Genomic DNA, 20,035 nt, shown 5'->3' on the forward strand with positions numbered 1-20,035 from the left:
TTCCAGAGGCGGTTGTGATTGAATCGAGAAGCCGCAGTGTACTGGATTCCCCGCCTCCGCGGGGAATGACAGCGATTGCGTGGCAAAGTGTTCAGTCCCTCACGCCGTCTTCGCCGCCTTCAATCCCAGCCGCTGCTCCACCGCATCGCGCATCACGAATTTCTGGATCTTTCCCGTCACCGTCATCGGGAATTCGTCGACGAACTCGACGTAGCGCGGGATCTTGTTGTGGGCGATCTGGCCGTCGCAGAAGGCGCGGACCTCCTCGGCCGTCAGCGTCTCGCCCGGCCTGACGCGGATCCAGGCGCAGAGCTCCTCGCCGTAGCGGGTGTCGGCGACGCCAAAGATCTGCACGTCCTGGATCTTGGGGTGACGGTACAAGAACTCCTCGATCTCGCGCGGGTAGAGGTTTTCGCCGCCGCGGATCACCAGATCCTTGATGCGGCCGACGATGTTGCAATAACCGGCGGCATCGATGGTGGCGAGGTCGCCGGTGTGCATCCAGCCATTGGCGTCGAGCACGTCGGCCGTCTTTTCCTTCTCCTCCCAATAGCCCAGCATGACGCTATAGCCGCGGGTGCAGAGCTCGCCGCGTTCGCCCCGCTTCACGATCCTGCCTTCGAGATCGACGACCTTGACCTCGACGTGTGGATGAATGCGCCCCACCGTGGAGACGCGCCGTTCGAGCGGATCGTCAGTCGCGCTCTGGAAGCTCACCGGGCTGGTCTCGGTCATGCCATAGGCGATGGTGACCTCGCGCATGTTCATCTCGGTGTTGACGCGCTTCATCACCTCGATCGGGCAGGGCGCGCCGGCCATGATGCCGGTGCGCAGTGATTTCAAATTGAAATTCTTGAATTCGGGGTGATCGAGCTCCGCAATGAACATGGTCGGCACGCCATACAGCGCGGTACACCTCTCCTGCTCGACCGCGCGCAGCGTCGCGAGCGGATCGAAGCCCTCACCCGGGTAGACCATGGTGGTGCCGAGCGTGACCGAGGCAAGGTTGCCCATCACCATGCCGAAGCAATGATAGAGCGGCACCGGAATGCAGATGCGGTCCGCTTCCGTCAGGCGCATCGCGCGTCCCGTGAAATAGCCGTTGTTGAGGATGTTGTGGTGGGTCAGCGTGACGCCCTTCGGCGATCCAGTGGTGCCGCTGGTGAACTGGATGTTGACGGGGTCGTCGAACTGAAGCGCAGCACCGAGCGCGGCAAGTTGCTCGCGATGCTCCGCTTGGCCCATGCGCGCGACCTCCTCGAAAGGGATCGTACCTGAGGCCGCCGGGTCGCCGATCTGGATCACCATCCGCAAGGCCGGCAGTTGCGCCGCCTGCAACTGTCCGGGTTTGGCACGCGCCAACTCCGGCAGCAGCGTGTTGAGCATCTCCATGTAGTTGCTGGTCTTGAACGCCGTCGCCGTGACGATCGCGGCGCAGCCGACCTTCCTCAGCGCGAACTCCAGCTCGCTGAGCCGGTAGGCGGGATTGATCGTCACCAGGATCAGGCCGGCTTTGGCGGCGGCGAACTGGGTCAACGTCCATTCCGGCCGGTTCAGCGACCAGATGCCGATCCGCTCCCCGCGTTCGAGCCCGAGCGCGAGAAAGCCGGCGGCGAGCGCATCGACCCGCTCGGCGAATTCTTTCCAGGTCCATCTGACGCCGTGGCTGGGCGAGACCAGTGCCTCGCGATCGCCCCAGCGCCGCACCGCGCGGTCGAGGCTGCGGCCAATGGTGTCGCCGAGCAGCGGCGTGTCCGAGATGCCGCAAACGTAGCTGTCGGCTTTATCTGCCAGATCGTCCGCCAAGTTCGTCTCCTCAAAGCTGGTGCCTCGTGCCTGGCCGATGGCCTTGGGCACGAGGTTATCGATTGCGGCGAAGGCGCGCGACGCCGCGCACCTCATACTAAGTGGCTAGGCAGCCTTCTGCCCGCTCCCCGCATCAAGCCCGGCGTACACCCCGCGCTCGAAGCCCGCGAATGTCTCCAGGCACTTTCCATCCGCGAACGGCAGCAGCTGCATCAGGATCACCCCGGTGACGTCACGCGCCGGGTCGATCCAGTAATAGGTGTTGGCAAGGCCCGCCCAGGCGAGGCTGCCGGCGCTGCGGCCTTCAGCCGTCTTGGCGGTGTTGATCATGAAGCTGAGGCCCCACTTCTTGACCTGCTCCGGATAGAGATCGACGTCGTTGGTGTACATCGGCGCAGCCGTCGTCATCTTGGTCATGTTGAGATCGCCCATCTGGTTCTGGCTCATCATGGCGATCGTATCGGCCTTCAGCACCTGGTTGCCGTTGCCGCTCCCCTTGTTCAGGATCATCTGGGTGAACTTGATGTAGTCGGCTGCGGTCGAATAGAGGCCGCCGCCACCCATGTGGAATTCCGGATTCTGCTCGAGCTCGAACGGGATCGATGCGAGCTGCCCGTCCTCGCCGCGCGCGTGCATGCCGACGAGGCGCTTGCGCATGCTGTCGGTGATCTTGAACGCCGTGTCGCTCATGCCGAGCGGCGCGAAAAGATTGTCGCGCAGGTAGGCGTCCAGCCGCTTGCCGCTGACGGCTTCCACGGCCTTGCCGACGAAATCGATGTTGGTGCCGTATTCCCAGCGCGTGCCGGGATCGGTCATGACAGGCGTCTTCAGCGCCGCGTTCTGGCAGGTGGTGATCGCGGGAATGCCGTTCTTGTCGAGATAGACCGCCAGATCGCCGTTCCACATGTTGTAGCAGAAGCCGGCGGTGTGGGTCATCAGCTGGCGCAGCGTGATCGGCCCCTTGGCCGGCCGTAGCTTCGCCTCGCCCTTGGCATCGAAGCCCTCGAGTACTTGCGGATTGGCGAGATCGGGCAGCACGTCGCCGATCGGCGCGTCCAGCGACAGCTTGCCCTGCTCGACCAGCTGCATCGCGCCCGCCGATGTCACCGCCTTCGTCATCGAGGCGATCCAGAACACGCTGTCCGCTGTCATCGCGTCGGGCTTGGACAGGTCGCGCTTGCCGAACGCGCCCTGATACAGCACGTCGTTACCGCTGGCGGCGATGGCGACGACGCCGGGGATCTCCTTGGCGTCGCTCTTCTGACGCAGAATCTCGTCGATCTCAGCTTTGCTTTGCATGGCGTTTCCTCGAGTTTGATTATTGTTGGCAGTGATCGATTGTCCTCCCGCACGCTCCGCGCGGCAAGCGCGTCCAGATGCCCGCTTCGGTCGCGATGTCGTGACTTGACGGTCGCTGCCCCACGCAGGACGACAAGCAGGCCGAACGGCAACACTCCGTCACAATCTGCGGTGGATGACCGCATCTCGCCGTGACCGTGAATGGGCGCTGGCGATATGATTCCTGTGTTTGAAGCACTTGAAACATTTTGTGCGTTGCGGCGTTCAGCACTCGGCCAATCGACGGCCGACGTTAAGACTTGATGCAAATTGGGCGGTCGCCGAGCGGCCGCGAGGGGGGGACCTCAGATGATTTCGACCTGGAGCGAATGGAAGCGCTATCCCCGTCCCGGACGGGGCGAGAACCTGGAGGCGCCGATCTCGCCTGGGATCTACGAGGTGCGGATCGCCGGGACGGGCGCGCTCTATTCCTTCGGTGCAGTCGACAATCTGGCGCAGGCGCTGGCGCTGCTGCCGGTGGGCTCCAAGAACTGGTTTGGCCGCCGCAACCCGTCCGACGTTCCCGATCTCGAATACCGCACCTGCGCAACCTCGTCGAAGGCCGACGCCAAGGCCGCGGCCGAACGCATGATCGGTCGCCGCGAGACCTATATGAGCGGCGCGGCCTAAGGCCGCTGCCGGTTTAGCTCCCATCAGATGTGCGTTGTGGGACGGTGCATTGCGCGCTGCTTGTCCCTATATTCCGGCCGATCCGATCGCCCCGAAATGATCGTTCGAGGAGTAACGCCATGACCCCGCCCGCTGCCGCACGCGCCACGCAAGCCACCGCCACCCTGCGCGACCGGTTGAAAGACCCCTCGCTCCTGAAGGAGGCCTGCTACATCGACGGCACCTGGGTCGGCACGCCGGTCTTTGCCGTCAACAATCCCGCGACCGGTGTCGAGCTTGCAAAAGTGCCGCAGCTCGGTGCCGACGATACCACCAAGGCGGTCGAGGCCGCTCAGCGTGCCTTTCCGGCCTGGGCCAAGCACACCGCCAAGCAGCGCTCCAACATCCTGCGCAAATGGTTCGAGCTGATCATCGCCAACCGCGAGGATCTCGCGCTGATCCTGACCTCCGAGCAGGGCAAGCCGCTTTCCGAAGCGCTCGGCGAGGTCGATATCGGTGCGGCCTATATCGAGTTCTTCGCCGAGGAAGCGAGGCGCGTCTACGGCGAGACCATTCCGACGCAGCGGCCCGACGCGCGGCTGCTCGCGATCAAGCAGCCGATCGGCGTCTGCGGCGCGATCACGCCATGGAATTTCCCGAACTCGATGATCACCCGCAAGGTCTCCCCGGCGCTCGCCGCCGGTTGCACCGTGGTGCTCAAGCCCGCCAACGAGACGCCGCTGTCGGCGCTGGCGCTGGCCGTGCTTGCCGAGAAGGCCGGAATCCCCAAGGGCGTGCTCAACATCATCACCGGTGATGCGCCGCCGATCGGCAAGGTGCTGTGCGAGCATCCGGCGGTGCGCTTCGTCGGCTTCACCGGCTCGACCGCGGTCGGCAAGATCCTCTACCAGCAGGCCTCCGTCGGCGTGAAGCGGCTTGGCCTCGAGCTCGGCGGCAATGCGCCCTTCGTGGTGTTCGACGACGCCGATATCGACGCTGCGGTCGAAGGCGCCATCGTCTCGAAATATCGCAACATGGGTCAGACCTGCGTCTGCGCCAACCGCCTCTACGCCCAGGACAAGATCTACGACGAGTTCGTGCAGAAGCTGTCGAAGAAGGTCGCCGCGATGAAGATCGGCGACGGCACCGAGAGCGGCGTCACGCAGGGCCCGCTGATCAACCTGAAGGCGGTCGACAAGGTCGAGCGCCACATTGCGGATGCGGTGAAGCGCGGCGCCAAGGTCGTGACCGGCGGCAAGCGCAGCGAGCTCGGCCGCTCGTTCTTCGAACCCACCGTGCTGGCCGACGTCAAGTCGGACTCGCTGGTGTCGCAGGAGGAAACCTTCGGGCCGCTCGCGCCGGTGATCCGCTTCAAGGACGAGGCCGACGTGGTCGCGATGTGCAATGCCTCGCCGTTTGGCCTGGCGTCGTATTTCTACTCCCGCGATCTCGGCCGCGTCTGGCGCGTCGCCGAAGCGCTGGAATCAGGCATGGTCGGCGTCAACACCGGTCTCATCACCACCGAGGTTGCGCCCTTCGGCGGCGTCAAGGAAAGCGGCCTGGGGCGCGAAGGCTCGCGTCACGGCATGGAAGAATATGTCGAGATCAAATACGTGATGATGGCTGGGATCTGACCGGCAATCGAGGCTCCCGCGCCGGCGATTGGACTCGCCGGCGCGAAGGCATCAGCGGCACACGTAGGCGCCGTTCACATAGACGCGGACGCATGCTGCGCCGGCAGCTGCCGCACCCACAGCCGCTCCCCCTACGACCGCGCGCCGCGTGGTTCGGCGTGCAACGCCGGCAACGCTCGCGGGAGTTGCCGGCCGACCGACCCTGGCTTCGGCGCTTGAAACGCCGAACACGGTGCCGGCGTCGTTCGACCATTGGGTCGAGCCGAAAATTCCGCAGCCCAGAACGGCTGCAAAAAGTAGCGTTCGCTTGATGCCGACCAGCCTCATGGCAATCTCCCTCGTTGTTGTATCAAGCCGAGGTGATCAGCTTCCTTTTATCGTTGGCTCCCGGTTTGATCTGGATCAATGGAGTCGAGATCGCAGCCCAGATGGGGCCAAAGCGCCGCCCTAAGGACGAACTCCACTTAAATCCGAATTCTCTGCCCGTCGGACGGTTCCGGATCTGCGCTACGCTTGTCCGGGACGACAGCGAAGTGTGAATGACGGTCGACGTAGGAGGCGGGGCGTGCGGCAGCAATCGCACCTAGATCTTCAGCTCCGTCCCCGTCACCCGCCGATACGCCTCCAGATAGCGCTTGCTGGTCGCGTCCACCACGCTTGCCGGCAATGGCGGCGGCGGGGCGTCGCCGTTCCAGCGGCCGGCACGGCGCTCGACGTCGAGATAGTCGCGCAGGGGCTGCTTGTCGAAGCTCGCCTGCGGCTGGCCGGGCTTGTAGGCATCGACCGCCCAGAAGCGCGAGGAATCCGGCGTCATGACTTCGTCGATCAGGATGATGCGGCCGTCCTTGTCCTGGCCGAATTCGAACTTGGTGTCGGCGATGATGATGCCCTGCTCGCGCGCCAGCTCCTCGCCGAGCGTGTAGATCGCGCGGGTCATGCTCTCCAGCGTGTAGGCGACCTCGTCGCCGACGACCTCGCGCATTTTCGCAATCGTGATGTTCTCGTCATGGCCGGTCTCGGCCTTGGTCGCCGGGCTGAAGATCGAAGGCTCGAGCTTCTCGCTCTCGACGAGGCCGGCCTTCAGCTTCTCGCCCGCGAGCGTGCCGCTGGCGGCGTACTCCTTCCAGGCCGAGCCCGAGATATAGCCGCGGATCACGCACTCGATCGGGAACACGGTGGTGCGCTTGCACAGCATGGCGCGGCCAAGGATCTCGGCGCGGTGCGGTTTCAGCGCCGGCACGGCCGCGATGATCTCGTCGGTATCGGCGCTGATCATATGATGCGGCACCACGCCTTCCAGCTTGCCGAACCAGAACGCGCTGATCTGCGTCAGCACCGCGCCCTTCATCGGGATGGTCTCGCCCATCACCACGTCAAAGGCGCTGATGCGGTCGGTGGTGACGAGCAGCAGGCGGTCGTCGTCGACGGCGTAGATATCGCGCACCTTGCCGCGTCCGATCTTGGTCAGGGGCAGGTCGCTGGAGAGCATGGTGGTCATCGGCAAAGCTTTCGCGGACTTGGCTTTCAGGCAGGATATCCGGCCGCACTGGACAGCACGGCCGGCAACCGGGTTAGCCTATTCCGGCAGCGGAATGAACTCATGTTCCTGCGGAACTGCAGCGAAACGGCCGGTTTTCCAGTCCTGCTTGGCCTGCTCGATCCGCTCCTTGCTGGAGGACACAAAATTCCACCAGACGTGGCGCGGCCCCTCCAGCGCATCGCCGCCGAGAAACATCATCCGGGTCGCTTTCAGCGCCTTCACGGTGATGCGGTCGCCCGGGCGGAAGATCAGCAGTCGCGGCGCCTCGTAACGCTCGTTTGCGATCTCGACCTCGCCGTCGACGATATAGATCGCGCGCTCCTCATGATCGGGATCGAGCGGCACGCTCGCGCCGGCGGCGGCCGTGACCTCGGTGTAGAACCAGGGCGACACCATCGCCACAGGCGAGGTGATGCCGAACGACGTGCCTGCGATCACCCGCGCGGTGAAATCGCGCTCGGAGATCATCGGCAAATCGCCGGCGCCGTAATGCTGGAACGACGGCGCGATCTCTTCCGATCCCGCCGGCAGCGCGATCCAGCTTTGCAGGCCCAGCATTTTCTGGCCCGAGGCGCGCTGCGCTTCGGGCGTGCGCTCGGAATGCGCGATGCCGCGCCCGGCCGTCATCAAATTCATCGCGCCGGGCGCGATCTCCTGGACATTGCCCTCGCTGTCGCGATGCATGATCGCGCCATCGAACAGATAGGTGACGGTGGCAAGTCCGATATGCGGATGCGGCCGCACGTCCATGCCCTTGCCGGAGACGAACTGCACCGGGCCGAAATGATCGAAGAAGATGAAGGGCCCGACCATCTGCCGCTTGCCATGCGGCAGCGCACGCCGCACCGCGAATCCGTCGCCGAGATCGCGCGTGCGCGGCACGATGACGAGATCGAGCGCATCGCAGGACATGGGATCGCCGAGCACGGGATCGTTCGAGGGTTGCCAGCTCATGGTGGATTCCTTCCGTATTAAGCGAGCGCGATCGTAGCAGGATTTGACGTCGCCGTCGCGACAAAGGCCGGGGGCCGTCGCCGGGGGCAATAGCTCCACATACTCCGCTGTCATGCTCCGCGAAAGCGGTGCATCGAGCCGTAGGGTGGGCAAAGGCGCGCTAGCGCCGTGCCCACCATCTTTCTCTGATCGAGAAGAAGCGGTGGGCACGCTTCGCTTTGCCCACCCTACGATCTGTGAAACCGGGCGCTGACAGTTGTGAGTAAGGATGGTCCTTGAAAAAATAACGCCAACGAACGATGTTCGGCTGGTTCCAACTACTCCCGTTCGCCCCAGCCGATGACCCTTGCCGCAACCGAGCTCGCCTTCCGCGCTGCCAGCGTTGCGCTGCTACTGATGCTGGCGGCGTCGCTGTTGCACGACTTTCGCAACGTGCTGGCAGCCCGCCTCGGCGCCGCCTTCGCGCTCAGCTCGGCCGCGCATGCGGTGAGCTATTCGGTGGATGTCACCTCGCCGATCGCGCTCTGGCATGCACCGCTGATCGCGTTGTCGACTGGCACCATCGTAGTGTTCTGGCTGTTCACACGCTCCCTGTTCGACGACGAGTTTCGCCTCCGCTGGTGGCACGGATGGGTCTGGGCGCTGGTGACGGCCTTCAGCTTCGCGGGCTGCGTCTGGATTGCACCCAGCGGCCATGTGCGCTTCTCGGTGACGGTGGTCAATCTGATCGTGCTCGGTTTCATCGCCCTTGCGGTCGGGCAGATGATCGCCTCCTGGCCGGCTGACCTGGTCGAGCGCCGCCGCAGCGCTCGTGTCTTCGTCGTCTGTGCAATCGCGCTCTATGGCGGGCTGAACGCGGTGCTCCAGATCGCCGTCGTCGGCCACCACGTCGGCGATGTCGCCGAAACCATCAATGCCGGCGTGCTCGCCTGCACCGTCGCGGCGATCGTCTATGCCATGATGCGCATCGATGGAGCGGATTTGTTTCCGGCCGCGGTGGCGCCCGCCCCGCCGGTTGTTTTCAGTCAGCCAGCGGCCGATGAATCCGCCGATCAAAAACTCATCGACGCCCTGATGCGGCTGATGGCGGACGAGCGGATCTATCGTCAGGAGAACATCACCATCGGCGTGCTGGCGGGTCGGCTGAAAATTCCGGAATACCGGCTGCGCCGGCTGATCAACCAGCGGCTCGGTTATCGCAACTTCAATGTGTTCCTGAACAATCACCGGATCGAGGAGGCCAAGGCGGCGCTTGCCGATCCCGCCCAGGCCGAGGTCCCCGTCATCACCATCGCGATGGATGCCGGCTTCCAGTCGCTCGGCCCGTTCAATCGCGCTTTCAAGGCGGTGACTGGGGTGACGCCGACGGAATATCGGCGGCTGAAGGTGAATGCGGCCTAGATTTTTAGACCTTTGAAATCACGTAAGAATTTCGAAATCGACTAGCCTCGATCAGTTTCGACGAGGTCGTTTTCCAAATCCGGCGAGCGCGTATCGCCCGCCTCCGGCCTGCTCTCCCGCACTCGCCCCAAAGCCGGAGAAAGCCCGTGACCCGCCGCCGCAAGATCATTCTGCTCACCACCACCATCGCCTGTGCCGGCCTCGCGCTCGGCGCCGCACGCGCCCGCGACGCGCCGAAGGTTGCGACCGGCTTCATCGCCCACACGCTCTGCTCGGAGATATTCGTCTCCGGCCTCGATCTCATGCGCGACCTCGCCGAGACCACCGACGCGATGCCGGGCGCGGGTCTGCTCACCTGGGCGATGGATCTTCGGGTCGATCGCACGCGCAAGGATGTCACGGTGTCCCTGTTCGGAATCGGCCGCAGCCATGCCGTCTATCGCGAGGGACTTGGTTGTACGCTCGAGCACGCGCAGGGGATCGCCGATGTCGCGTTGCCGCCTGACGACAGGCAGCCCGCGCTGCTCCCCGAGATCGCCGGCCCGGGGATCGTGCCGCCGCAGAGTGACGGCCTGGCAGCCGCGCTCGACCGCGCCTTCGCCGAGCCCGCGCAGCCGCCCTATCGTCGCACCCGCGCGATCGTCGTGATGAAGGCCGGCCGCATCATTGCCGAGCGCTATGCCGACGGCATCGGGCCGGAGACGCAACTGCTCGGTTTCTCCATGACGAAGTCGGTGATGTCAGCGCTGACAGGCATTCTGGTGCGCCAGGGCAAGTTGAAGCTCGACGGTCCCGCGCCCGTCGCTGCCTGGCAAAATCCGGATGATCCGCGTCATCCCATCACCGTCGATCAATTGCTGCGTCACACCGCAGGCATTGCGCTCGGAAGCTCGCTGGAGGCCTCGCTCGGCGCCGCGCTGGAACCGGTCAACACCATGAAATACGCCGAAGACGATATGGCCAGCTTTGCCGAGCGCGCGCCGCTTGCGACCGCGCCGGGCACGGCGTGGAATTATCACGACGGCAACTTTCTCGTCCTCGCGCATCTGCTGCGGGATGCCGCCGGCGGCAAGCCTGCCGATGCGCTCCGCTTCGCACGCCGCGAATTGTTCGCGCCACTCGGCATGGTCAACGTGACGCTTCAGCTCGACGCTTCAGGCACGATCGAGGGGGCCGGTGAAATGCTGGCCTCTGCGCGCGACTGGGCGCGCTTCGGCCAGCTCTATCTCAACGACGGCATAGCCGGCGGCAAGCGTATCCTGCCCGAGGGCTGGGTGAATTATTCCGCGTCGGCCACGCCGCATGCCTGGGTCGGCATCGGCGCCGGCTTCTGGACCAACCAGGGCGCCAGCATTGGTGCAAAGTTTCGCATCGCGCACGGCTGGCCGCGCGATGCCTTCTTCGCCAAGGGCACGATCGGGCAGTACGCGATCATGATCCCGTCGGAGAAGTTGGTGATCGTGAGGCTCGGTCGCTCACCGAACGGGCCGCTGGGGGCCGATGGCGTGTTCGATCTGGTGCGGGATGTGGTGGCGGCAACGCGCGAGAAGGGGAAGCTGGCGGGGGTGAATTGAAAGTAGAGCGTGGCGCTACTTCCCCTCTCTCCTTGTGGGAGAGGGTGGCTCGCCGCGTAGCGGCGAGACGGGTGAGGGGTCTCTCTCCGCACGCCTCCCATGCAGTTGATTGCGCGGAGACGTACCCCTCATCCGGCGCTTCGCGCCCCCTTCTCCCACAAGGGGAGAAGGGAAGGAAAGAGCCGTCGCTTCTACCGCCCCAATTCCGTCGCCTTGGCCACGCGGTCGAAACGCTCCAGCGTCATGATCGCATCCGCGAATTTCTCCGCGCGCGCGTTCAGCACGGGGCGCGCCAGCGTCAGGAATTTCTGCTGCATCGCCTGCGCGTCCGGGAACGAATTCGGCTCGCCGGACGGGTCCGCATAGAGCCGCTCATGCACGCCATCGTCCGTCGTGATGCTGACGCGGGCACCGAACGGATGGGTGCGGCCGATCTCGAGCCGGTCGTCCTGCACCACGTCGAACTTGTCGGCGAGCGCGTCGATGGCGGCATCGCCGAGGCGGTTATAGTCGTCCCAGCCGAACGAACCCTGGTCGAGCGCGAGTGCGCCAGTGAAGAACATCGAGAATTGGCCGCCGACGATCGAGGTCGGATGACGCTTGGTGGCGGCATCGCCGGTCAAGGTGATGCCGTTCCGATGCAAACCGATCTCGACGCGCTTGACCTGGTCGGGCGTCAGATTGTGCTCGCGACGCATCGCGATCAGCGCATCGATCGCGGCATGGGTATAGCGGCAGCTCGGATATGGCTTCACGCCGATCTTCATGGTCTCGTAGGTCTTGCCGAGCTCGGCGACCGCCTTGTCCGGATGTGCATCGTCGGTGTAGCCGGCGAGCAGGCCGTGCTTGCCCTCAACTGATTCCGTCGCGCCGACGAAATCGTTGCGCGCCAGCGTCGCGGCGATCACGCCGTTCATCGCGGCGGCGCCGACCTGGTAGCGCTTGTTCCAGGCGCCGTTGACCAGGAATTGCAGCGAGCCGGCGGCCTGGCTGCCGGAGACACCGAAGGCGGCGATGAGTTGCTGCTCGGACAGGCCGAACAGTTTTCCGGCCGCCGCGGCAGCGCCATAGGTGCCGGCGGTCGCAGTCGGGTGGAAGCCGCGCGCATAATGCGAGGTCGGGTCGAGTGCGTTGCCGAGCCGGCAGCAGACCTCATAGCCCGCGACGATCGCGGTCAGCACGTCGCGGCCCGATGCGCCGACCATCTCGCCGACGGCGAAGGCAGCCGGAACGACCGGCGCGCTCGGATGCAGCGAGGAATCCGCGTGGGTGTCGTCGAAGTCAAGGGAATGGCCGAGTGCGCCATTGAGCAGCGCCGCGACCGCGGGCGTCCAGGTCTTGGAGTCGCCGAACACGGTGGATTCGCCCTTGGTGTCGAGCGCCAGCGCCTCCAGCATTTTCAGCATCGACGGGGTCGACTCCGCCTCGCGCCTGGCCCGGATCGCGCTGCCGAGGAAGTCCAGCGTCAGCACCTTGGCGCGGTCCAGCACTTCGGCCGGAATATCCTGGTATTTCAGGTTGAAGACATAGGCGGCGAGCGTTGCGGTTTCGTGGGCCATCGTGTTTCCTCGTTTTGGCGCGCAAGTTAGGCGGGCTGATTTGGCCTTTCAAGCGGCCTCGGGGCCGCGGGCATCAGCCATGCTTTTGCTTGGCCCGAGAAGATTGGGACGTCTGACGATGGCATTCGCAGGACAGGTGTGGGAGCGGATCAGGTCGCGGCGGACGCAACTCGGGCTGGCGATCCGGGTCACGGTGGCCGCGACCGCGGCCTATGCGCTGGCCACCGCGCTGCATCTGCTATTGCCGCTCTGGGCGGTGCTGACCTCGCTGATCGTGACCCAGATGAGCGTCGGCCGCTCGTTGAAAGCGACGCGCGACTACATGCTCGGCACCATCGGCGGCGCCATCTATGGCGGCGCCATCGCGATCCTGATTCCTTATTCCAGCGAGGCAGGCCTGCTCGGCCTGCTGGTGCTCTCGGTCGCGCCGCTCGCCTTCATCGCCGCGATCAATCCGAGCCTCAGCGCCGCCACCGTGACCGCCGTGATCGTGCTCCTGGTTCCGACCATGCATCACTCCGATCCCATGACCTCGGCGATCGATCGCGTCAGCGAGGTTGCGGTCGGCGCCATTACGGGATTGCTGGTCTCGTTCCTGGTGCTGCCCTCGCGCGCGGTGCGGCAGATCCGTGCCAGCGCCGCGATCCTGCTCGAGCTGATCGCGGACGCGTTCACCGAGCTGCTCGCGGGCCTCACCCGCGGCCGCGACAACGACGCGCTACACCGGATCCAGGACGGGATCGGCACCGCGATGGTTGGTCTCACTGCGATCGGCGCTGAAGCCGAGCGCGAGCGCGCCGCACGGCTGTCGAGCGGTCCGGACACCGGGCCGCTGTTGCGCACCGTCCTGCGCCTGCGCCATGACGTCGTGATGATCGGCCGCGCCACCGTGGTGCCGTTGCCGATCGAGGTGCAGACGCGGCTCGCAGCTCCGCTGACGGAAGTGTCGGCCGTGATCGCACGCTTCCTGCGGTCGGCCGCGGCGGCCTTGCGCGAAGGCGCCGGCGCGCCGCCGATCCATCCCGTCCATGTCGCGCTTCAGCACTACGCCGAAGCGGTCGCCGCCGTCCGCCACGACGGCCTGATCCGCGGTCAGCCCGGCGACACTGCCGAACGCTTCTTCGCACTCGGCTTCTCGCTGGAGCAGATGCACCAGAATCTCTGCGACCTCGATCGCGTCGTCGGCGAATGGTCGGAGGCCTCGGCCGACAAATCCGCGCGCGTGGCGGAGTGAGTTCGGGCGCGGCCTCGTCAACTCGGCTTTCGAGAAATGCGCACGTCGCGCGGCTTGGCCGTGATCTGCTGCCTGCGACTTGAGACGCTGCACGCGCTGGGTTCCATCGGGTCATGCTGCTGACGCAATCTCTGTCTTAGTCGGTGTGAAGCGAAAAACACGACGTGAGACCACTCCGGTTCCCACGACGGTTCCGTAGCCAGGGGTTGGCTCGAATCCGCAAAACGATTGGCGCGAGTTTATGAACGCTTCTGCGTTCGCTTGACCACGTTTGCGGTTCTGGAACCGGACAATCCAAAAAATCACAGGACTTATGATGCTATTCCGCTCGAGCGCCGCAATTTGCGGCGCCCTGGTTGCGCTCGCCTTCTCTGTTGCCGTTGCTCGAAGTGAAACACGCGGGGATCACTCAAGTGACGTCGTCGATGCCGCCTCCGGCGATGCGATCGTTGGCGCGGCGTCCACATACAATCCGTTCAAGCCCGGCAAGGAGGAGGGCGGTCCGAAGACAGCCACCGGCGAGCGTTATGATCCCTCTGCCTGGACGGCTGCCATCAAGACGAGCTTGCGTCGCAAATTCGGTGGGGTTCAATTTGGCGCGAGGCCGAAATATGCCCTCGTCGAAGCCGTGGGCAAGAAGGTCATCGTCAAGATAAATGACGTGGGGCCACTAAGACCTGGCCGCATCATTGACCTCAATGAGCGGACGATGCGCCATTTCGATCCAAGCATGGACCTCGGGGTCATTCCCGATGTGAGAGTGAGTCCGCTTGCAGGGGACAATTGGACCCCGGGGCCGGTGGGCTGAACACGGCGGTGTTCGTCAATGTCGGTCCGGACGCTTCGTCAGCCCCTTGCCCTGCATGCGCCAGAGCAAGAGATCGATGCGGTCCTGGCCGAAGAACGGCTCGTTCTCGAATACGAAGGTCGGCACCCCCCAATGGCCGGAGGCGGCGTGATCCTTCTCGTTTCCGGCGATCACCTGCTCGTAGCGATCCGCGTCGGCGCTGATCGCTTCATCCATCGCGGCGAGGTCGAAGCCGGCGCTCTCGGCGGCGCGCGCGAGATGATCGCCTTCGTTCCAGCCTGCCACCGAGCCGTCCCACAGCACGCGCGCGATCGCTGAGCTGAATGCGAGCGAGCGTCCCTTGAGCTGCGCCATGGCGCCGAGGCGGGTCAGGCGGTGGATGTAGGGTTGCTCGGCCGCGACATCGAACGTCGTCTTGTCCTGCACGATCGGATCGGGCCGGGGAAAGCGGAACGGAATGCCCTCGTGCTGCGCCACGCGCGTGCTGTCGAGCACCACATAGCGAATGAAGTTCGGGCTGGCCTTCTTGAAGAAGCCGGGCACCCGGACCGCGAGCGGATAGACCGGCCGCAGGTTCACGGCGAGATCGTAGTCTTCGACGAGCTTCAGCGTCTTCGGCAGCGCCAGATAGCTGAAAGGGCTGCGGAAGGAGAAGAACAGATCGACGGACAGCGTCATCGCGCCGGCTCCACGATGCGCCCCATCATGGCGCGGACGACGAGCTTGTGGAAGGGTGTGATGAGGGCGAGGTAGGTTCGGCCCAGAAGATTATGCGTCCGCACCAGCGTGGTCGAGGTCACCTGCCGGCTTGTGGCACCTCCTGCAACATCGACCACGATGCGGAAGTCGAGGTGGTAATCGTCGAAGCCCGCGACCAGACGCTCGGGCGTTTCGTCGACCACCGGAAACAGGCCGATCAATCCGTGCGGAGCCGGTGCGCCTTCGCCCGATGTCTTCAGCCCGAACGGCGTCACCAGAATGTTGCGCAGGCGCAGCAGCACGTCGATCCAGCGCGGCCCGTGCAGCACCATCCGGGTGCAGGCCTCGCGGGCATTCACCGTCGCTGCGCCGATCTCGACGCGGAACGCGTCGACGAATTGCGCGCCTGCCAGCAGCGTGATGGCATCGACCTCAGGCGTGACTTCGCGGACGGTCCCGTTCATCCCGCCAGTCTGCGCGTCAGCATCCGGAAGCGCAAGATCAAGAGCCCGGCATAAACGAAAGTCCCGAGCGAAAACCCGACCCAGACACCGACCGCGCCGAGCCCGACGTTGAAGGCCAGTACCCAGGCGATGGGAAAGGCGATGCCCCAGTAGCCGATTGCCGCGAACAGCAGCGTCATTCTCGTATCGTTGATGCCACGCAGCGCGCCGCCCATGATGGTCTGCAGGCCGTCGGCGATGAAGAAGGTGGCGCCGACCAGCAGCAGCGTTGCGGTCAGCTCGATGGTGGCCGCACTCGCCTCGCCGCTGCCGAAGAACAGCCGGCCCAGCTGGTAGCGGCCGAGGATGATGGCGATCGTCAGGGCGGAGACGAGCGCCATGCCGAGCACGGCGGCGACGAGCCCGGCGCGCTTCACCGCCGCCGGCTCGCCGCGGCCGAAGGCGTGGCCGACCCGCACGGTGGCCGCCATGCCGATGCCGAGCGGCACCATGAACAGCACGGCGGTGATCTGCAGCGCGATCTGATGCGCGGCAATCGCGGCGGTCGAGATCAACCCCATCAGCAGTGCTGCCGAGGAGAACAGGCCATATTCCAGCAGCAGCGAAAACGAGATCGGCGCGCCGATCGCAATCAGCTGGCGCATCAGGGGCCAATCGATCCGCCATAGGCGGGCGAGCGGGCGGTAGTCCGAAAACGGCTTGCGCAGCCCTGCGATGGCGAGCACGGCGATGAACGTGCCGAGGTTGACGATCGTGGTCGCAAGTCCGGCGCCGAACAGGCCGAGCTCCGGCAGGCCGAACAGGCCGTGGATCAGGGCATAGACCAGCGCGGCATTGACCGGAATCGCCGCGAGCGTGATCCACAGCGGCGGCTGCGGCCGGTTCACTGCGCTCATCATGCTGCGCAGCGCGATGAAGCCGAGCGCCGGCGCGATGCCCCAGGCCAGGCCGTTGAGGTAGCGCTGCGCCAGCGCGGCCGATTGCGGCGCCTGTCCGAGCGCGAGCAGGATCCGCTCACCATAGAGCGGCGAGGCCATCATCGGCAGCGAGATCAGCAACGCGACCCACAGGCCGACGCGCAAGGAGCGGCGGATCAGCCTGACGTCTCCGGCGCCGAATGCCTGCGCGGCCAGGGGCGACACCGCAGCCATCAATCCGAGCCCGAAGGTGAAGCTGACGAAATAAACGGTGTGCGCCAGCGCCGCCGCGGCTACCGCATCCTCGCCAAGCCGTCCGATCAACGCGAGATCGGTCGTGATCATCGCGATCTGCCCGAGCTGCGTCAGCATCATCGGCACGGCCAGCCGCAGCGTCTCGACGAATTCTTCGGCGAGATGGTTTTGCGGCACGCCGGCTTGCGGCTGCGATCGATGTTGCACGGTGTCGAGCATGGCGGCTCATTAGCACGGCCGCGCGACGAAAACATGGCCCGTGAGAACGAGAGGTGAGGTGCTCTATCCGCTAGCTCGGTCTCGTAGGGTGGGCAAAGGCGCGTTTGCGCCGTGCCCACCACCTCGTCAATACTGCAACAGAAGCGTGGGCACGCTTCGCTTTGCCCACCCTACGATACTGTGGTTGGGATGAGGGCGAACCTCAGCCCTTCCGCTCCGGCACGCGCGTGATCTTCGCCCCCAGCGCGTTCAGCCGTTCCTCGATGCGCTCATAGCCGCGCTCGATCTGGTCGGCGTTGTTGATGGTGGAGGTGCCCTGGGCGCACACGGCGGCCAGCAGCATCGCCATGCCGGCGCGGATGTCGGGCGAGGTCATTGTCGCGCCGTGCAGGCGGCTGGGGCCTGCGATGATGGCGCGGTGCGGGTCGCACAGCACGATGCGCGCGCCCATTGCGATCAGCTTGTCGACGAAGAACATCCTGGATTCGAACATCTTCTCGAACATCAGGATCACGCCCTCGCATTGCGTGGCGGTGACGATCGCGATCGACATCAGATCGGCCGGGAAGGCCGGCCAGGGCTGGTCTTCCAGCTTCGGCACGTGGCCGCCGAAATCGTCCTGGATCTTCAGCGTCTGGTTCGCCGGCACGATCAGATCGTCGCCCTCGACGCGGCAGACGATGCCGAGCCGCTCGAAACCCATGCGGATCGAGCGCAGATGCTCGACGCCGGCGCGCGTGATGCGAAGCGGCGAGCGCGTCACGGCGGCAAGCCCGATCAGCGAGCCGACCTCGATATGGTCGGGCTGGATCCGATAGGTCGCTTCTCCCAGCGTTGCCGGCCCATGAATGATCATGGTGTTGGTGCCGATGCCCTCGATCTTCGCACCGAGCGCGACCAGGAAGTTGGCGAGATCCTGCACATGCGGCTCGGAGGCCGCGTTGCGCAAATGGGTGACGCCGTCGGCGGCGACCGCCGCCACCAGCGCGTTCTCCGTCGCGGTGACGCTCGGCTCGTCCAGGAACACGTCCGCGCCGGCAAGCTTGGGCGCGCGGAATTCGAGCCGGTCGGTCGCGGTGACCCTGGCGCCGAGCTGCTCCAGCGCCAGCACATGGGTGTCCAGGCGGCGGCGGCCGATGACGTCGCCGCCGGGCGGCGGCAGCATCACCTCGCCGCAGCGCGCGAGCAGGGGGCCCGCGAGCAGGATCGAGGCGCGGATGCGCACGCACAGCTCAGGGTCGAGATCGGCGGCGCGGATGCTCTTGGCATGGATGTGAAGCGTGTTGCGCCCGGTCCATTCCGCCGCCGCGCCGACCGAGCGGATCAGCTCGACCAGCGTCTCGGTGTCGCGGATGCGCGGCACATTCTCCAGCGTCACCGGATGCTCGGTGAGCAGCGCCGCGGCGATGATCGGCAGCGCCGAATTCTTGTTGCCGGACGGCTCGATCGAGCCCGAGAGCCGGTGACCGCCCTCGACGATGTATTGGATGGGCGCCACGGGGTTCTCGCTGTCTTGTTGGGTGGGCGGGCCTGTTTCGGGCGGAAACTACAAAGAATTGAGCAGGGGAGCAATTCCGCACTTGTTGCGGCGGAAGGCCACTCGGCGGCCGAGGAAACCCGTCGGACCCGCGTTTAGAACAGACCGATAACATTCGCCACCACATAAAGGATGACGATCAGCATCAGCACGCCCATGGCCAGGAATGAGATTTCGACGGCAATGGCGCCGGCCCCAAGCGCGGCCGCGACGCCGGCCAGCAGCCGCTCTTCGCGAAACACCAGCGCGAGGACCGAGAGCAGGATGGCAAGCAGGCCGAGCGAGATCGCAGCGATCGAGGACGCCTCCCTCAATTGGCTCCCCGTCGACTTCTCCCGCGGCGGGGCTTGGTACTCGACGCCCTTGACGCGTGCGATCAGGCGATCCTTCAGTCGATGGCCGGTGTCGACGATCACTTTGTCCGCCGGCGGTGGCGGGTAGATCGCAGGTATGACCCAATGCGGCAACACGGCCGCGATCAGCGCCAGCACGCCGACGATGCTACCGATCACGCCGAGACGGCGGGATGGCGCGGCGGAACTGGTCGTTGCAGAGGCGGTCATGGCGTGACACTTCCCGGCCGGAATTGGCCTTGTGGGTCGGTTCAGGGAGCTGCGGTGGACAAGCGAGAGAGGTCCGCCGCGCTTCAATTGCGGAACAAGTTGATGACGCCGCCCTCGCCTTTGACTTCGAAATACATCAGATCGATGCAGATCGCAGCGGCAAGAACCAGCGCTCGCTCATCTTCCGTCAGGCCGGGGTCTAGATATTCCACGAGAAAACTATCGCGGTCCGTAAACAGTTCGGAGGCAAGGCCGGACCATTTTTTCGCGACGCGCGCGTGCTCGTTCGCTCCACGCATGAACGGGAACGTCCACACGCGCCAAAATGGCGAACTGACCTCGAGCACCACTCTCCCCTGCGCATCGATCACATGGAATGTCTTGGTGAGAATCGAAAACTGACGCTCGATCGTTCCGATGAGCCGGCCGTCGCGCGAATGCAGTTCCAGACACTGAAAGAACCAGCGGAAGGGATGAACCCCGCGCATGACCGTCTGTCGGGTGTTGTCGAAAAAATGGATCTCGAAAGAGCGCCAATGTCCAAATACTTGGCGCCCCAAGAAGCCGAGAAGTCCCTTTTGCTGTTCAGCCGCATAGAGCAGATCGCGACCATTTTGATCGCAGATGCGGTACTTATTGCGGGTTTCCAAACCGAAGAGCTCGGCCAATTCGAAGGCCTGCTGCACGAACATTTGGCGCTGGCCAGCTAAAGTCAACAACATTCGTTCGGACCTCTTCCAGTGCCGGCTACGTCATTTTGTCGCGATGGCAGGTGGGGAGGTTCAGGTGGTGGTGTTGCGGTGAAGGTGGTGCGCTCCCTCTCCCGCTTGCGGGCAGGGCTATCGCATATGGCTGAGGGTGGCCAAGAGGAATGCGTTGTCCCAGCCAGCGCGCTTGATTTTACGCCGGAGGGAAGCGCGATCC

18 protein-coding genes are annotated in these 20,035 nt (G+C 65.0%); 6 read left to right on the forward strand and 12 right to left on the reverse strand.

What is annotated here, in order from left to right; all coding sequences use genetic code 11:
- Positions 1–99 precede the first annotated feature (99 nt).
- Together GGD65_RS36700 and GGD65_RS36705 are read right to left on the reverse strand one after the other, a co-directional pair.
- Positions 100–1,794 (reverse strand): AMP-binding protein, encoded by a 1,695-nt coding sequence (locus GGD65_RS36700; protein ID WP_183238361.1) that lies wholly within the window; start codon positions 1,792–1,794, stop codon positions 100–102.
- A 117-nt stretch (positions 1,795–1,911) separates the two neighbouring features.
- A complete protein-coding gene (locus tag GGD65_RS36705; protein WP_018319439.1) occupies positions 1,912–3,105 on the reverse strand; it encodes a serine hydrolase in 1,194 nt (397 codons plus the stop codon).
- 348 nt (positions 3,106–3,453) lie between these two features.
- On the opposite strand from GGD65_RS36705, the gene GGD65_RS36710 reads away from it, so the two are divergent.
- Both GGD65_RS36710 and GGD65_RS36715 read left to right on the forward strand, forming a co-directional pair.
- Positions 3,454–3,774, forward strand: coding sequence for a hypothetical protein (locus GGD65_RS36710; protein ID WP_018319440.1), 321 nt, complete (start codon positions 3,454–3,456; stop codon positions 3,772–3,774).
- Between the two features lie 119 nt (positions 3,775–3,893).
- Complete coding sequence (locus tag GGD65_RS36715; RefSeq protein WP_018319441.1) at positions 3,894–5,387, forward strand: NAD-dependent succinate-semialdehyde dehydrogenase; 1,494 nt, start codon at positions 3,894–3,896, stop codon at positions 5,385–5,387.
- Positions 5,388–5,438: 51 nt separating this feature from the next.
- Here GGD65_RS36715 and GGD65_RS36720 read toward each other — a convergent pair whose 3' ends face one another.
- The 3 genes from GGD65_RS36720 to GGD65_RS36730 form a co-directional block, all read right to left on the reverse strand.
- Positions 5,439–5,714, reverse strand: a complete 276-nt coding sequence (locus GGD65_RS36720) for a hypothetical protein (protein ID WP_018319442.1) — start codon at positions 5,712–5,714, stop codon at positions 5,439–5,441.
- Positions 5,715–5,970: 256 nt separating this feature from the next.
- Positions 5,971–6,885: a phosphoribosylaminoimidazolesuccinocarboxamide synthase gene (locus GGD65_RS36725; protein ID WP_092251509.1), complete on the reverse strand. Its 915-nt coding sequence runs from the start codon at positions 6,883–6,885 to the stop codon at positions 5,971–5,973.
- A 78-nt stretch (positions 6,886–6,963) separates the two neighbouring features.
- Positions 6,964–7,881, reverse strand: a complete 918-nt coding sequence (locus GGD65_RS36730; protein ID WP_018319445.1) for a pirin family protein — start codon at positions 7,879–7,881, stop codon at positions 6,964–6,966.
- 339 nt (positions 7,882–8,220) lie between these two features.
- Between GGD65_RS36730 and GGD65_RS36735 the strand changes: the two genes are divergently transcribed.
- On the forward strand, positions 8,221–9,282 hold the full coding sequence (locus GGD65_RS36735) for a helix-turn-helix domain-containing protein (RefSeq protein ID WP_183238354.1): 1,062 nt from the start codon (positions 8,221–8,223) through the stop codon (positions 9,280–9,282).
- A gap of 146 nt (positions 9,283–9,428) precedes the next feature.
- Positions 9,429–10,856, forward strand: a complete 1,428-nt coding sequence (locus GGD65_RS36740) for a serine hydrolase (protein ID WP_183238355.1) — start codon at positions 9,429–9,431, stop codon at positions 10,854–10,856.
- 191 nt (positions 10,857–11,047) lie between these two features.
- Here the strand turns inward: GGD65_RS36740 and GGD65_RS36745 are convergent, their stop codons facing one another.
- On the reverse strand, positions 11,048–12,415 hold the full coding sequence (locus tag GGD65_RS36745; RefSeq protein WP_018319448.1) for an MmgE/PrpD family protein: 1,368 nt from the start codon (positions 12,413–12,415) through the stop codon (positions 11,048–11,050).
- Between the two features lie 118 nt (positions 12,416–12,533).
- Between GGD65_RS36745 and GGD65_RS36750 the strand changes: the two genes are divergently transcribed.
- A complete protein-coding gene (locus GGD65_RS36750; protein WP_179732657.1) occupies positions 12,534–13,649 on the forward strand; it encodes an aromatic acid exporter family protein in 1,116 nt (371 codons plus the stop codon).
- 313 nt (positions 13,650–13,962) lie between these two features.
- Positions 13,963–14,457, forward strand: a complete 495-nt coding sequence (locus GGD65_RS36755; RefSeq protein WP_018319450.1) for a septal ring lytic transglycosylase RlpA family protein — start codon at positions 13,963–13,965, stop codon at positions 14,455–14,457.
- 15 nt (positions 14,458–14,472) lie between these two features.
- Here the strand turns inward: GGD65_RS36755 and GGD65_RS36760 are convergent, their stop codons facing one another.
- The 6 genes from GGD65_RS36760 to GGD65_RS36785 form a co-directional block, all read right to left on the reverse strand.
- Positions 14,473–15,135, reverse strand: coding sequence for a 2-hydroxychromene-2-carboxylate isomerase (locus tag GGD65_RS36760; RefSeq protein ID WP_183238356.1), 663 nt, complete (start codon positions 15,133–15,135; stop codon positions 14,473–14,475).
- Positions 15,132–15,620: a DUF2867 domain-containing protein gene (locus tag GGD65_RS36765; protein ID WP_018319452.1), complete on the reverse strand. Its 489-nt coding sequence runs from the start codon at positions 15,618–15,620 to the stop codon at positions 15,132–15,134. Before GGD65_RS36765 ends, GGD65_RS36760 begins: the two co-directional genes overlap by 4 nt.
- Positions 15,617–17,011 (reverse strand): MATE family efflux transporter, encoded by a 1,395-nt coding sequence (locus tag GGD65_RS36770; RefSeq protein WP_183238357.1) that lies wholly within the window; start codon positions 17,009–17,011, stop codon positions 15,617–15,619. The genes GGD65_RS36765 and GGD65_RS36770 overlap by 4 nt, the downstream gene beginning before the upstream one ends.
- 202 nt (positions 17,012–17,213) lie before the next feature.
- A complete protein-coding gene (gene murA, locus GGD65_RS36775) occupies positions 17,214–18,509 on the reverse strand; it encodes a UDP-N-acetylglucosamine 1-carboxyvinyltransferase (protein WP_092251522.1) in 1,296 nt (431 codons plus the stop codon).
- Between the two features lie 134 nt (positions 18,510–18,643).
- Positions 18,644–19,111 (reverse strand): hypothetical protein, encoded by a 468-nt coding sequence (locus GGD65_RS36780; protein WP_018319455.1) that lies wholly within the window; start codon positions 19,109–19,111, stop codon positions 18,644–18,646.
- Between the two features lie 83 nt (positions 19,112–19,194).
- Complete coding sequence (locus GGD65_RS36785; RefSeq protein ID WP_246783534.1) at positions 19,195–19,833, reverse strand: phospholipid scramblase family protein; 639 nt, start codon at positions 19,831–19,833, stop codon at positions 19,195–19,197.
- Between the last annotated feature and the right edge of the window lie 202 nt (positions 19,834–20,035).

The organism is Bradyrhizobium sp. CIR18 (assembly GCF_014198295.1).
Classification (GTDB): domain Bacteria; phylum Pseudomonadota; class Alphaproteobacteria; order Rhizobiales; family Xanthobacteraceae; genus Bradyrhizobium.